The organism is Ferdinandcohnia sp. FSL W7-1320 (assembly GCF_038050315.1).
Taxonomy (GTDB): Bacteria; Bacillota; Bacilli; order Bacillales; family Bacillaceae_L; genus Ferdinandcohnia; species Ferdinandcohnia aciditolerans.
In genome coordinates, this window is the sequence record NZ_JBBPAM010000001.1 from 3,648,572 (window position 1) to 3,663,197 (window position 14,626).

Below are 14,626 nucleotides of genomic sequence, written 5' to 3' on the forward strand. Positions count from 1 at the left end.
TGCTTATGGGACTAGACAGTCAAAATAGATTCGATTCTCTTAATCTCTTCAAATCCAAGTACTAGGTCAGTGGCCTTGGCATTTGCTTCAATTTGTTCCGGATTTGTCGCTCCGACAAGTGTACTCGCGATATTGTGCTGTCTTAATATCCATGACAGAGCTAATTCCGGTAAGGTGACACCTAGTTCTGTTGCAAATTCTTCAAGACGATCTAATTTAGTTGAAACAATTCCATTAATGATATTTTTCACCCACGTATTTACCTGTGAGTTTGCTCCCCTACTACCAGTTGGAATCGTACCACCTCTATACTTACCGGTTAATACCCCTTGGGCAAGCGGTGAATATACCACCTGAGAAATTCCATTTTTCTCACAAACTGGTATTATCTCATCCTCGATGTCACGATGGAGCATATTGTATTGAGGCTGATTCACAATAATTCGATCTAATAAATACTTATCTGCAATGGCTACAGCTTCCTGGATTTGAGCTGCACTCCATTCGCTTACACCAACATAAAGAATTTTTCCTTGCCTAATTAAATCGTCAATTGCTCGTAGTGTCTCATCCAGAGGAGTATCTTCGTCATAGCGGTGACAGTAAAACACATCCACATAATCTAGTTCCATGCGTTTTAAACTTGCATTCACCTGTTCAATCACGTGTTTCCTTGATAAGCCTCTATCGTTTGGACCATCACCCATCGGACCATATGCCTTAGTTGCGATAACATATGACTCTCGCGGATATTCTTTTAATGCACTTGCTACGATTCGCTCTGCTTCCCCTCGCTCATACACATTTGCCGAATCAAAAAAATTTATTCCAAGTTCATATGCTTTATGAACGGTTTTCGTTGCCATTGATTCATCAACTGTTTTCCCAAAAGTTAGCCAACTACCCAAACTAATTTCACTAACTTTAAGACCAGAACGTCCTAATCTTCTGTATTTCATGTCATGCCTCCTCCTTCAAGCGAATATTATCTTACTATTAAATTTATCAGAAATTTCAAACAAGGTAAAGCAATTGTTCAATGAAGAAAATGCTGATTTTTGTCTTGATTTACTTAAATTTATTTTGAATTTTCGCTTTACAAAATTGAAAAAAAGGTTTTTTATAGAGTAAAGGATTATATTGATTAAAATTACTTCATCGGTAAGTAACAAAGGGGAAATAAATAAAATGCTCGCAGCAAAAACACAAGCTACAAGTACTGAAAATGACGCGAATAAAACACTTTATGGGATTTTATTTATCATTGGATTTGTCCACATGCTCAATGACTCCATACAAGCGATTATTCCAGCGATGTTCCCAATTTTAGAACAATCAATGGGATTAACGTTTACGCAGCTCGGATTAATATCCTTTGCGTTACAAATTGTATCTTCAGTTGCTCAACCTGTTGTCGGTTGGTATACAGACAAAAAACCAATGCCATTTGCCTTGCCAATTGGATTAACCTCTACTTTTTTTGGAGTCATTGGCCTCGCATTTGCACCTAACTTTTTAACGATCATTCTTTCAGTTCTATTTATTGGAATAGGTTCAGCTATTTTCCATCCCGAAGGGTCCCGTGTTGCCTACATGAGTGCAGGTAACAGACGTGGATTGGCACAATCGATTTATCAAGTTGGGGGGAATTCAGGTCAAGCTCTGGCACCTGTCATTACTGCTTTAATCCTTGTACCACTAGGACAATTTGGGGCCATTTGGTTTTCATTAGTTGCTGCGCTTGCAGTCGGACTACTTATATATATTGCTAAATGGTATTCTAAAACACTAAAAACAGTTGAGCTTCAAAAGAAAGTAAAAAAGGCCATTTCAGCTGCTCCGCGAAACATGAAAGCTGTCAAATTCGCATTAGTTGTTCTCGTGCTATTTGTATTTGCTCGAACATGGTACATGTCAAGCATCACAAATTTTTACTCATTTTATGTAATTGAAAAATATGGTTACAGCATTTCACAAGCACAAATATTTATTTTCTTATTCTTAGCCACAGGGGCCTTAGGAACATTCTTTGGGGGACCATTGGCTGATAAATTCGGTAAACGAAATGTCATCATTGTTTCTCTATTAGGTACAGCACCATTAGCACTGATTCTCCCGTTTGTTGGTCCTCATGTGGCAATCGTGCTCGTTACAGTTATTGGGTTTATGCTACTATCAAGCTTCTCTGTTACTGTTGTCTATGCTCAAGAATTAGTTCCAGGAAAAATCGGAATGATGTCAGGATTAATTGTTGGCCTCGCCTTCGGTATGGGGGCTATAGGCGGCGTTGGGATTGGTGCTATCATCGACGCAATCGGGTTAACACCAACCATCATTATGATGGGCTTCCTTCCATTGTTAGGATTATTGGCCTTCCTATTACCTACTGATCATAAGCTTAATGAGTGGAATAATGCAGGATAACACAATTTTCAGGACGCGTATGCGTCCTTTTTTATTGAGTCTTGGCATAACCTTGCAAATTCCTCTTCCCTTCGCAAAAAAATAAACAATCCATTTTCATGAATTGTTTGGTAGGTTATATTTTTTATGATTGTGATTTATAGCTGACTTTTTGAAGTAAGAAAAATAACATGACTCTCTTTAAAAACTGACGAAAAAGTGAATGGTTTCGTTCTGCTGTTTCTGCTCGTTGATAGATATTTATAAGTTCATCAAGTTCTTGACTACATTCAATTGTTTCATTACTTGTAAACCCCGTACTATTAGCGATAGCAATCATTTCTTCTCTTTTTCTATTAATATCCTCTAATAGTATCTGTTTGTAATCTATACGTCTAGTTTCCAAAACTTCCACTCCTTTATTCACACGTTAGAAAATTCTAACGCCGCATACAACTATCGTATGCCAACCAATACTACCTTTGGTGCATGCTGAGTTGCTACTCTATGAATTATTACAAAATCTACTATTTATGTAAATAGATTCGCAAAAATAGACATTTTTTTCTTAAAAAAATTTACAAATTTGTGTACGAAATCGCTTCCAAGCTGCCATTCAACCTTTTTCGACAATCGAAATAATACAGGAACCGACATAAACTTCAATAGAAAAACCTACAGGAATTCACCCATAGGTTAAAATTTTTCTTATTTAATTCGATCGATATGTGTAACACGGAATTCTTTCGTTTCGAGCTTCCTTTTGATAGCTTGAATCTTATCCTCTCCAAGAGTTCCCGGTAGATTTAGGATAATGCGACGGAGGTATTTTTCACCATTATCCAGAGTTAACATTCCATCTATGTTAACGTCACGGATTAGAGATACAAGATCTTTTATCGCACCTTTATGTTCAATCGTAGCAATTGTTAGTGTATATCCACCTGTCCGCATACCAAATGAATCCTCAAGGACATCCATAACATTAGAATGTGTAATAATTCCAAGAAATTCTTTCTCGGAGTTAAGCACCGCAATAAACGGCAAACGACGAATTGTTAAAAATGTTTTAAAGAAGGAATCCTCATCGTAAACAAATGCATCCTTACTTTCGACAAGGGTAAGAATACTTCCATTTGCATCTCCATTCTTTTCATAGAGGTACTCTAAAATGTCAACTTTATAAATTAAACCTTCAAATGTTGTACCATTTTTTGACAATACCGGCACAGACCGATATCCTGTTTCATTTAAAAATTGAAGTGCTTGTTGGACGGTAAAATCGTCGTTACAATATTTTACATCTGATTTTTCAACAAAATTATAGCGAATTTTCATAGTCTCCACTCCTCTTACAGTAGAAAGAATTCCCAACTACCTATAGTATATGCATCAGAATATTTCTTTTTCCAATGAACAAAAATGTAACATATTTACACTAATGTGTAAAGAATATTCTAAACATTTTGATATAAAAAAGCTTTATGGAAAATACCATAAAGCTCCTTCTATTCCTATTTTGTACCTGTAAACTCTGGGTCTTGGAATGGATGAGCTACCCAACCAGTTGGATCAATAAATAATCGAACTGCTACGACCTCACGATCATCCATTAGTGTGAAAAAGTGTGGTGTGTCAACAGGAACAGAAATAACATCCCCTGCCTCTAATTCAACATCAAAGTAGCCAGTATCGCCACTTCCTTTAATAATGAAAATTCCATGTCCTGCTACGATTGCACGTACTTCATCTTCTGTATGAACATGTACTTGTTCAAATTTCTTTAAAAGCTCATCAAGATTAGGAGTAGCATCGGACAATGCGATGACATCCCATTTTTGATATCCGTTACGCTCACCAAGTGATTTGATTTCTGCTTCGTAAATCGATAGGATTTGATCTTTTTGCTCATCCGTAATTCTACAATTTCCTCTTAATTCCTCTGGTAGTTTGTTAGTATCCCAATGTTCATAAAGGACACCTTGTTCTTCTAAAAATGCTGCTACCTCTTCTTGTCCCTCTAGTCTCTCACCTGTATTACGTAATTTAATATTTGCCATTTTTCTCACCTCGTGAATTTTTTATACCCTTAAAGGGGCTAATGCTAATAGTTTTAAATGATAGCTAAAAAGAAACTCATATGCTTCTAAATGTTTTTTTGCATCAAATGCATTGTTAGCCCAGACAGTGATTCCATGGTTTCGGATCAGTACGGCGCCAAAGTCGCTAGTGACATACTTGCCAAAATTTCTTGCAAGTGTAGGGATATCAGCATCATTTTGGATGATTGGTATTCTAATTTCTGAATCCACATCCCATAAACCAAGCGCTTTAATAATTTCCTGCCCCTTGAATACAACTTCTCCTTTGTCAGCATATAGTTCAGAAATGACATTATTATCAACTGTATGAACATGAAGACTACAACCTGCATTTGTTTTGTTATAGATTTCAACATGCAGAAGTGTTTCTGCCGAAGGCTTCAAGTGAGTAGGAGTAACTGGATAACCTGCTTCATCCACTAATAAAAAGTCCTCATCAGTTCTTTTCTTTTTATCTTTGCCACTTGCTGTAACAAGAAATGTGATAGGATTGTCGGATACTTTTATGGAAAGATTTCCACTTGTCCCCATAAACCAATCACGCGCTGCAAGTTCATCTTTTATATCTGCAAGCTCTGTCCATTGCTTAATTCGAAGCATTTGTTAGAACCTCCTTTTTTAGAATCTCTATTACATCAAAAAAGGAATGGAATGAAGAATGATTAATTCCAAGTTCTTCACATTTTTGGACAAGAAAATCTCTAGCAATGACCTTGTCTCCAAGTTTAGCCGCTTGAAGATCTGTAATGGAATCACCAATAACGATCTTAAAATCGTCCTGATTTGCAAACTTACGAATCAACGTTGGCTTGCAACAGCCACACTCGTTTGTGCACTCATCATCACAAGTGTATGGCCATACAATCTTTATTTTTTCATTTGTAAAATCGGATCTGTTACAGTAAATTTGCTCTTTTGGAACGAGTCCGTCAAGCAATGGCTCTACAAAAAAATCAATCCCACCGCTGACAATGTATAAGGGAATTTCCTCTTCTTTTGTAAACGCAACAAATTCCTTAAATCCTTCTCGTATTTCTGCATGGTTGAGTATATAGTCTGTAATTTCCTTACGCGATGCTGATGGTAAAAGCGCAAACATTCTACTCACTCCCAACTGTATCGGGATTGTTTGTAAGAGAACTTGGTCCTTGATCTCCTCCCATGCAGGGGGAGCAAATCTTTTCATGATGGCAATAATGTTATCAGTATTCGTGATTGTACCATCAAAATCACAGAAGATAATTGGTTTATTCATTTTTATACCTCTTTATATCCCCATAATTCAATTGCCTTTTTAAGCTCAGGGCTATTTTTTGCAAATTCAATAAGTGTCTTTCCACCTAGTACTGCATCAACTGCAGCATTAAAGGCTATTCCGCCCCCAATTGCACCATCAGGATGTCCGTGAACACCGCCACCGGCATTGATGACACTATCTTTTCCAAAATCATTGATTAGTAGTGGCACTAGGCCTGGATGGATTCCGGCTGAAGGAACAGGAAATGTTGGTTTAAATACCTCATCATTTTTTGTTAACTCTTCTGCAATTGCTAGTGTCTGTTCTCTTTCAAGCGCAACACTACCATATGGTGAAGGGAACAAGACAAGATCTGCCCCAGCATATCTAAGTAATTTTCCTAGTAATAGCTTATTAGAAAATCCGTAAAACTCAGAAGGAGTGAGTGTCCCACTTACAGCTGGATGGGCCATAATTGGTATTGAAATTTGCGGGTCTTCTGCTAAACTTTGAAGTACATCAATTCCGTAAGCAAAAACATTAAACAATAGTAGGTCAGCACCTAACTCTACTGCCTTCCTAGCTTTTTCCCTTAATTCGAATGTTCTTCCGGTTAAGTTTACAGCGTAAAGTGCCCGTTGTCCGGTTTCTTTGAACACATCTTCAAGTACCTTTTTCCCTTCAGTGATTCTTGTTTCCAAAGGTGTTAACGTGTTCTCAAAGAGTATTTCATCATCCTTGATGATATTCACACTACCGAGTGCCTGCTCACGAAGCTGATCCTTGAGATAGGCTATGTCTCTTCCAATGACCCCTTTAAAAATACTCATTACCAGCGGTCTATTATATACTCCAAGTTTTGCACGAATGCCTTCAATTCCAAATTTCGGACCAGGGAATGTGGATTTTAATTCACTAGAAAACTCCAAATCTAATAGTTTAACTTCCCCATCCAAGGAAAGCTTACCAAAGGTAGTTGTTAAAACAGCTGGTAGGTCTGCACTAAAATTAGCGCTTGGGTATGCTATTCTAATAATTCCCTTTTTTACTTGCTTTCCTAAATATTGACTTGCTCTGTTGTCTGAATCTAAATGCTCGACACTTATTACTATACCTTTATGCTTTTTAAGTTGGTTTTGTTCTATTTTTGGTAAATTTGTCCAAGAGCCGATTGTTAAGCCGAGTGCGATACCTTCAGCTTTTTTCACTAAGTTGTCCCCGGTGTCATGCACCAAATACGTAGCAATCACTTCACTCATTTTTCAACCCTCATTTCAAAATGTTCCATAAGACGAAAAAAACCTCTTCATAAGAAGAGGTTAGCAAACTAACATCTTCTTATCTCTCAGCTTAATGCTGCAAGAATTAGCACCGTGCTTACAATTTGTAAGTCGGTTGCCGGGCTTCACTGGGCTAGTCCCTCCACCTGCTCTTAATAAGAAAATAGATTCTATTATTATATTGAGCCATGTTTTAAGTAAGCTCAATCTAAATTTAATTTTTACGAAATTGAATTTAATTAGGATTATGACAGGAATTATTTTTCTTGTCAAACATTTTTTAACTTTTAAATTTTAATGGTTATTTAAACAAGTTTAGTTTTTTAATTCGATTTGCAGCTTCAACAAGTCTATTTTCGTCAGTTAAAAGACCAACACGTACATATCGATCGCCATATTCACCAAAGCCGATTCCTGGTGCTACAGCAACATGAGCTTTTTCTAGTAATAGGTCTGCAAAACTAACTGATGTGTAACCTTTAGGTACAGGTAACCATGCGAAAAATGAGCCTTCAGGTGCGTTCACATCCCATCCGATGTCTTTTAAGGCACCAATGAATGCATTCCGTCTTGATTCATATTTGTCTACTAATTCTTTTACACAGTCCTGTGACTCGGTCAGTGCGGATGCAGCTGCTACTTGAACGGGACTGAACAAACTCACGTACATATGGTCTTGAATTAGATTTATTGCTTCAATTACACTTGGGTTTCCAACCGCAAAGCCCACTCTCCAGCCTGCCATATTATAGGTTTTTGAAAGTGTGTATATTTCAATACCGATATCTTTGGCACCTTCAACTTCCAAAAAGCTGATCGGCTTTTTCCCCTCATATCCAATCGCACCATATGCAAAATCATGTACCACACAAATATTATGTTCTTTCGAAAAAGAAATTGTATCTTCAAAAAATTCTTTCGTTGCAATAGCCCCTGTTGGGTTATTCGGGTAATTTAAGAACATTACCTTTGCTTTTTCAAGCTTTTCTGAATCAATTTCTGTGTAATCTGGTAGAAAGTAATTCTCTTCTTTCAGAGGCATATAGGCCATTTCAGCTCTTGCAAGCTCAACACCTGACCAATAGTCTGGATAACCAGGGTCAGGTACTAATGCAACATCCCCAGGATTTAATAGACATTGTGGAATCTCTACCAATCCAGCCTTTCCACCAAATAAAATCGCGATTTCTGTTTCAGGGTCAAGTTCAACACCATATTCACGTTGGTAAAATTCTGCCGCTGCCTTCTTTAAGAATGTATGGCCACGAAATGGAGAATACTTATGAAATTTAGGCTGATCGGCAGCCTTTTTAAGAGCTTCAACAATATGTTGAGGTGTTGGTTGGTCAGGATTCCCCTGACCTAAATTTATTACATCATGCCCTTGGGCAACTACATTGTTCACCTTAGCTACAAGAGAAGCAAAAAACTGTTTCGGTAATTTTTGCAGGGTTTCAGATTGTTGGAAATTTTTCATATCTACACCTTCTTCAAAATACTTGAAATACTAACCAAAAATAATATATTGTTAGAGTTAACTTGTAAAGTATTATTTTCACTGGGAGGATACCAAATGAATCTTAAAATTGCTTGTATACAGTATGATATTCAATTCGGTAAACCGCAAGAGAATTTTGCCCAAATTTCTAAAGAAATCGAAAAGACAATGAATCAGGACAAACCTGATATTATCATCCTTCCAGAGCTTTGGACGACTGGATATGATTTAACAAGATTAGATGAAATTGCAGATGAAAATGGCGATGAAACAAAAACGTTTATAAAAACCTTAGCAAAACAATACTCTGTAAATATTGTAGCAGGCTCTGTAGCCAAAAAGACGGAGCAAGGTGTGACAAATACGATGTTTGTCTTTAATCGAGACGGAGAATTGCTAAGTGAATACAGCAAACTACATTTATTCAAGCTAATGGATGAACATTTGTATTTAAAGGCCGGTGAAGCAAAAGGCGATTTCATAATTGAAAATGTACCAGCAGCTGGTGTGATTTGTTACGACATTCGCTTCCCAGAATGGATTCGTGCACATACAACAAGTGGCGCAGAAGTTTTATTCGTGGTAGCAGAATGGCCACTTCCTCGCCTTGAGCATTGGCGAACATTACTCCTTAGTCGAGCGATTGAAAATCAGTGCTATGTTGTTGCATGTAATTGTGTTGGAAGTAATCCTAATAATGAATTCGGAGGTCATTCGATGGTTATCGACCCTTGGGGAAACATTATTGCTGAAGCAGGTACTGAAAGCACAACTCTAGTTGGAGAAATCGACCTTAGCAAGGTAAAAGAGGTGAGAAAACAAATTCCTATCTTCCAGGATCGTCGTCCTAATTTTTATCATTCATAGAAATAAAAATATATTGACAATTATGTACATTCGTTGATATCATTCTCTTCAGTATCAACATATAATAGAATATCAATTAATTTGATCTCTTATCAAGAGTAGGCAGAGGGACTTGGCCCGATGAAGCCCAGCAACCGACCGTAAATCCATCGCAAGGTGAGGCGCTATTTTTTAGCGCTGGGGAAACCCACAAGGCACGGTGCTAATTCCAGCAGGAAGTGAATAACTTTATTCAGTCATGCTTAAAACCAGACTGAATAAAGTTATAGCCTCCGGCGGATGCAACAGATTTTCAAAGGTAAATTTTCGAGCAAGCTCGAAAAAATCTGTGCGCAAATTCGCTGAAGGCTCATTTGATCTTCTTGGCAGATAAGAGGTGCGAAGCCGTGTCTTCAAGCCTCTTTCAATGAAAGAGGCTTTTCCGTTTTTAGAAAAGCCTCCAAACTATTAAATAATACTTCTGGAGGAATATAAATATGTCAATTTCATATCAATCGATTTACGAACCATTAACAGAAAGCACTGCGGTGGCATTGGCCATTCGTTTAGGTTTGTTTGAAGAAGGAACATTTTTAAAATGCAGAGAAATTGGGGATGGAAATTTAAATCTAGTTTTCCATATCACCGAAGAAGAAGGAAATGGCATTATTATTAAGCAAGCTTTACCATATGCAAAGGTGGTTGGTGAAAGCTGGCCATTATCTTTAAAGCGAGCAACAATTGAAGCAAATGCATTATTAGCAGCAGCGGATTATGTGCCAACTCTTGTACCAAAGGTTTATTATTCTGATGAGATTCTAGCTATTACTGTGATGGAAGACCTCTCCCACTTGCAAATCTCAAGAGCAGGTCTCATTGAAGGTAAAAACTTCCCGCTTTTATCTGAGCATATTGGAACATTTTTAGCTAAAACATTATTTTACACTTCAGACTTTGGACTAGAGCCATCGAAGAAAAAAATATTGGTTCAAAAATTTATAAATCCTGACCTTTGTAAAATTACGGAGGATCTTGTTTTTACAGATCCATTTTTCGATATCGATACAAATAGTTTCGAAGAGGAATTACAGAATGATGTTGAACAAATTTGGGCTGACCAACCGCTGAAGCTTGAAATTGCAAAGTTAAAGCAGAAGTTCTTAACTCAAGCAGATGCTCTATTACATGGCGATTTACACACAGGAAGTATATTCGCTAGTGAAACTGAGACGAAAGTTATTGATCCTGAATTTGCCTATTTTGGCCCACTCGGTTTTGATATCGGGCAATTTATTGCAAATCTATTATTAAATGCAATTTCAAGAGATTCTGAGTACCGTGAGCCATTATACGAACATATCAAAAGAACATGGGAAGTGTTTTCCTGGACTTTCTCAGACCTTTGGAAAAATGAAGCGGTTGAACTTTATCGTGATACGGAAGGTTATTTGGAATATGTTCTTGAGCAAACTTTTGAAGATGCAATTGGTTTTGCTGGCTGTGAAGTGATACGTCGAACAATCGGCCTTGCACATGTTGCTGACTTAGATGGCATTGAAAGCATTGAACAAAAAATCGCAACTAAACAGCATGCACTACGTTTAGGAAAAGAATTAATAAAAGAACGCAAGTCAATCAAGGAACTTGGAACTCTACGAAACTATGTAGAAAAAACAGCTAAGGAGTGACAACATGACATACACAAAAAAAGTTCCTCAATCTGTTCAGTGGAATGAAACACATATCAAACTATTAGATCAAACAAAGCTTCCGTTGGAAACTGTATTTATCGACCTTTTTTCAATTGAGGATGTTTGGGACAGTATTACCACATTAAAAGTCCGTGGAGCTCCAGCAATAGGAATTACTGCTGCGTTTGGTTTAGCATTGTCTGCTCAAGGCTATGATGTAACATCCATACAAGAATTCAAGGAAAGACTCCAAAAAGATAAAGAATACTTAGGAAGCTCACGCCCTACCGCTGTAAATCTAATTTGGGCATTAAACCGTCTAGTTGCAAGTATCGAAGCTTCAAAGTCAGTGAATGAAGCAAAAACAACACTTGTCCATGAGGCGATTCGAATTCAAGCAGAAGATGAAGGGGTTTGCCGCCAAATTGGTGAATATGCACTTTCTCTATTCAAAGATGGATTCAAGGTGTTGACAATATGTAATGCGGGTTCAATCGCAACAGCACGTTATGGAACTGCACTAGCACCTTTCCATCTTGCTGCACAACAAGGAATTAATCTATCAGTCTATGCATCTGAGACAAGACCAGTATTACAAGGTGCTCGGTTAACAACTTGGGAGCTACTTCAGTCAGGAGTGGATGTAACACTCATTACGGACAATATGGCCGCCCATACAATTTTGGAAAAAGGCATTGATGCGATCATTGTAGGTGCTGATCGAATTACAGCAAATGGGGATACTGCCAATAAAATAGGAACCTTTAATTTGGCGTTATTAGCAAAAACATTCGGTATTCCATTTTATGTCGCGGCACCTCTTTCTACGTTTGACGTGACATTGGAAAGTGGAAAAGAAATTCCGATTGAGGAACGAAATCCAGAAGAAGTGACTCATTTGGGTGGTGTTCGCGTCGCTCCAAAAGAAGTAAAAGTATACAATCCTGCGTTTGATGTTACACCAAATGAACTGATTACAGCGATTATTACGGAAAAAGGAATTTTACAAGGCGAGCTAAGAACGGAAATCCAGCAGGTGTTTGAAAGATAATAGATTATAAGAAAATCCAGTGTGAAGGCACACTGGATTTTTTGATTTGAAAGATCTTTAAAACACGCCTTCCAATTCCAACAATTTTTCTTTTAAATCTGTTCGTGTACCAGAGTATCCCGTCAATGACTTGTCTTTTCCAATTACACGGTGGCATGGAATTACAATCGGAATTGGATTTTTCCTGTTGGCTTGTCCAACCGCACGAACGGCTTTTGGATTATCAATGGCATCCGCAATATCCGCGTAACAGCGAGTTTCACCGTATGGAATATTTAAAAGTTCATTCCACACCTGTTCTTGAAACACTGTACCACGAAATTTAATTGGGAGGCTGAATATCTTTCGTTCCCCGCTAAAATATTCCTCAAGCTGATTTTTAATTTTAACGATAGTAGCATCGTCCGGAGCATTGGAAGCATTGTACTTTTTATTTGCCACTTCCCAGTCCTCTTCAGAGAGTGAGATGTCAACTAATTCCATTCCGTGGACAAGGATATAAATAGTTCCAAATATATCGGTATTCATTTCACTATATTTATACATCGCGCAGAACTCCCTTCTCTACTTTTATTTTACAAAACCCTGAAACATTTTGGAAATCCTATATTTTCTAAATAGAAAGCCAGTGCTTTGATTAGTGCACTGGCCTGTCCGCCTTATAGTTTGAATTTAGTAATCATGGTGTTTAGTCTATTTGCTAAATGAGATAACAGCTCTGAATGGTCAGAAATTGTTTCCATCGTACTCGTGGTCTGTTGAACAGAGGCAGACGTTTGCTCAACTCCAGCTGCTGACTGCTCTGAAACCGCAGCAATATTGTCAATCGATACATTCATTTCCACCGTATTACTTGTAATTGTATCAAGATTTTCAGAAATCGTTTGGATACGCTTAACCATGTCTGTAACGGCATCATAAATATCCTTAAACGTTTGTCCAGTTATTTGAATTTGTTTGGACCCTTCATCTACCTGGCTGTATCCATTTAATAAAACCTGAGCAACTGAATTTGACTCCTTTTGAATGCTATTTACAATTTCAGTAATGTCTTTAACTGAATGAGATACTTGTTCAGCTAATTTCCGGACCTCATCTGCAACAACTGCAAATCCTCTTCCATGTTCTCCTGCTCGTGCTGCTTCAATTGCTGCATTAAGTGCCAACAGATTCGTTTGATCTGCAATATCTCGGATGACCTTAACAAGGGTAGATATTTGTTTTGTTTGTTCGTCTAGTCCTTTTACCTTTTCGACGGAAAATTGCATGATGTTGTTTATTTTATTCATTTGCTCTGTTGAGGCACTCATATATTCATGGCCCTTTTTCGTCATATCCAATACGTTTTGTGACGACTCATTGATTTGGATTCCACTTTGATTTGCTGTCTTAATTTTCTCAGCATAATCATCCATCATTTTAGCTAATTGTGTAGAGGAGTTAGCCTGCTCTTCAGCCCCTGTTGATAACTCTTGGACGGTAGACGCAATTTGCTGGCTCGCTGCTTTCACTTCACTTGACGAGATCATTAATTCGGAACTCTTTGTAGTTACTTGCTCGGAAACCGTTGTAATTTCGCGAATCATCGACCGAAGGCTTTCATTCATTACGTTCAATGACTTGCTGAGCAACCCTATTTCATCATGTCCTTTCACTTGAATGACATCGACATTTAGGTTACCCTCTGCAATTCGATTCGAAATTCCAATCAATTTTTTAAGCTGCTTTCCAATATTTCTACCGATTATCACTAGGCTTAAAATAGCAATTATCGTCGATATGACTATTGAAACAAGTAAAACAATAGCCGTTCCAGTTACATTCGAATTTGCTACTGTAATGGCACGTTCACTTTTTACTTTCATGTTCGCTCTCATCTGATCCAATTGTCTGACAGTATCTTTAATTATTTGTTCAGCTTCCTTACTAGCTTCTATTGAACTAAGCTTATTTGCCGAGACAACCGCTGGAAAAACTTTCTCATCAAATAAAGTGGTGAGCTTTTGCTTATTTTCTCCAACCTTGTTATAATGCTGAAGCTCTATAGTTGTTAGAGAAGGCTTAAGTTCATCAGATAATTTGTCATATCGTTTACTTAAATCTTGAAATGCTGTAACGTGTTTTCCATTACTATCTTGTATGTAAATACTAATCTCGCTTCCTAGCTGGTTGAAAACACTAGCAATTTCAGTAATCATTATGGATTGCTCGCCGCTTTTTTTCACTTCTTTCATTTCATTATTTACTTGATGCAGCTGTACAAAAATGACTAATGCCGATAAACAAAATAAAAGAATGGTAATCGTAAATGCCACTCCATATTTATTACCAATCTTCAAATTTTGCCACCATGCTGCTAGTTTTGTTGGTAACTTTCTATGTTCGTTCTTTTCCCGTTTCTCCCTTATTGACCCCTTCAAGAGCCTACCCCCTTGTTTACTTCTTTTCTCTATTTTAGATCTTTCGACAAAATCTCTGTTTCGCTATTCTTTATTATAGTAGAAATTGTCGGACTTTG

Annotated in this window: 14 protein-coding genes and 2 riboswitches; of the genes, 4 read left to right on the forward strand and 10 right to left on the reverse strand. The window is 37.5% G+C overall.

Going from position 1 to position 14,626, the window contains the following annotated elements:
- Nucleotides 1-11: 11 nt before the first annotated feature.
- Nucleotides 12-959, reverse strand: coding sequence for an aldo/keto reductase (locus NST91_RS18005; protein ID WP_121445298.1), 948 nt, complete (start codon nt 957-959; stop codon nt 12-14).
- Nucleotides 960-1,188: 229 nt separating this feature from the next.
- Here NST91_RS18005 and NST91_RS18010 point away from each other — a divergent pair, with 229 nt between their 5' ends.
- Complete coding sequence (locus NST91_RS18010) at nt 1,189-2,424, forward strand: MFS transporter (RefSeq protein ID WP_121445299.1); 1,236 nt, start codon at nt 1,189-1,191, stop codon at nt 2,422-2,424.
- 124 nt (nt 2,425-2,548) lie between these two features.
- Here the strand turns inward: NST91_RS18010 and NST91_RS18015 are convergent, their stop codons facing one another.
- From NST91_RS18015 to NST91_RS18045, 7 genes are all read right to left on the reverse strand, one after another.
- Nucleotides 2,549-2,809 carry a Spo0E family sporulation regulatory protein-aspartic acid phosphatase gene (locus tag NST91_RS18015; protein ID WP_121445300.1) on the reverse strand — a complete coding sequence of 87 codons (261 nt, stop codon included), beginning with the start codon at nt 2,807-2,809 and terminating at the stop codon, nt 2,549-2,551.
- Between the two features lie 302 nt (nt 2,810-3,111).
- A complete protein-coding gene (gene cbpA / locus NST91_RS18020; RefSeq protein WP_121445301.1) occupies nt 3,112-3,741 on the reverse strand; it encodes a cyclic di-AMP binding protein CbpA in 630 nt (209 codons plus the stop codon).
- 176 nt (nt 3,742-3,917) lie between these two features.
- Entirely contained in the window at nt 3,918-4,463 is a 546-nt protein-coding gene (locus tag NST91_RS18025) for an acireductone dioxygenase (protein ID WP_121445302.1), read from the reverse strand.
- A gap of 21 nt (nt 4,464-4,484) precedes the next feature.
- Nucleotides 4,485-5,105, reverse strand: a complete 621-nt coding sequence (locus tag NST91_RS18030) for a methylthioribulose 1-phosphate dehydratase (RefSeq protein WP_121445303.1) — start codon at nt 5,103-5,105, stop codon at nt 4,485-4,487.
- Nucleotides 5,092-5,760 carry a 2-hydroxy-3-keto-5-methylthiopentenyl-1-phosphate phosphatase gene (locus NST91_RS18035; protein WP_121445304.1) on the reverse strand — a complete coding sequence of 223 codons (669 nt, stop codon included), beginning with the start codon at nt 5,758-5,760 and terminating at the stop codon, nt 5,092-5,094. Before NST91_RS18035 ends, NST91_RS18030 begins: the two co-directional genes overlap by 14 nt.
- Nucleotides 5,761-5,762: 2 nt before the next feature.
- Nucleotides 5,763-7,001, reverse strand: coding sequence for a 2,3-diketo-5-methylthiopentyl-1-phosphate enolase (mtnW, locus tag NST91_RS18040; protein WP_341332234.1), 1,239 nt, complete (start codon nt 6,999-7,001; stop codon nt 5,763-5,765).
- Between the two features lie 76 nt (nt 7,002-7,077).
- A riboswitch (SAM riboswitch) is annotated at nt 7,078-7,184 on the reverse strand.
- 139 nt (nt 7,185-7,323) lie between these two features.
- The gene (locus NST91_RS18045; protein ID WP_341332235.1) at nt 7,324-8,499 is read right to left on the reverse strand and encodes a pyridoxal phosphate-dependent aminotransferase; all 1,176 of its coding nucleotides are present in this window, start codon (nt 8,497-8,499) and stop codon (nt 7,324-7,326) included.
- A gap of 96 nt (nt 8,500-8,595) precedes the next feature.
- On the opposite strand from NST91_RS18045, the gene NST91_RS18050 reads away from it, so the two are divergent.
- The 3 genes from NST91_RS18050 (at nt 8,596) to mtnA (ending at nt 12,108) form a co-directional block, all read left to right on the forward strand.
- A complete protein-coding gene (locus tag NST91_RS18050; protein ID WP_121445307.1) occupies nt 8,596-9,387 on the forward strand; it encodes a carbon-nitrogen family hydrolase in 792 nt (263 codons plus the stop codon).
- Between the two features lie 86 nt (nt 9,388-9,473).
- A riboswitch (SAM riboswitch) is annotated at nt 9,474-9,608 on the forward strand.
- 255 nt (nt 9,609-9,863) lie between these two features.
- Nucleotides 9,864-11,054: an S-methyl-5-thioribose kinase gene (mtnK, locus tag NST91_RS18055; RefSeq protein WP_341332236.1), complete on the forward strand. Its 1,191-nt coding sequence runs from the start codon at nt 9,864-9,866 to the stop codon at nt 11,052-11,054.
- A 4-nt stretch (nt 11,055-11,058) separates the two neighbouring features.
- Entirely contained in the window at nt 11,059-12,108 is a 1,050-nt protein-coding gene (gene mtnA / locus NST91_RS18060) for an S-methyl-5-thioribose-1-phosphate isomerase (RefSeq protein ID WP_341332237.1), read from the forward strand.
- 57 nt (nt 12,109-12,165) lie between these two features.
- Here mtnA and NST91_RS18065 read toward each other — a convergent pair whose 3' ends face one another.
- Both NST91_RS18065 and NST91_RS18070 read right to left on the reverse strand, forming a co-directional pair.
- A complete protein-coding gene (locus NST91_RS18065; RefSeq protein WP_341332238.1) occupies nt 12,166-12,654 on the reverse strand; it encodes a methylated-DNA--[protein]-cysteine S-methyltransferase in 489 nt (162 codons plus the stop codon).
- Between the two features lie 113 nt (nt 12,655-12,767).
- Nucleotides 12,768-14,528, reverse strand: coding sequence for a methyl-accepting chemotaxis protein (locus NST91_RS18070; RefSeq protein WP_341332239.1), 1,761 nt, complete (start codon nt 14,526-14,528; stop codon nt 12,768-12,770).
- Nucleotides 14,529-14,626: the final 98 nt, after the last annotated feature.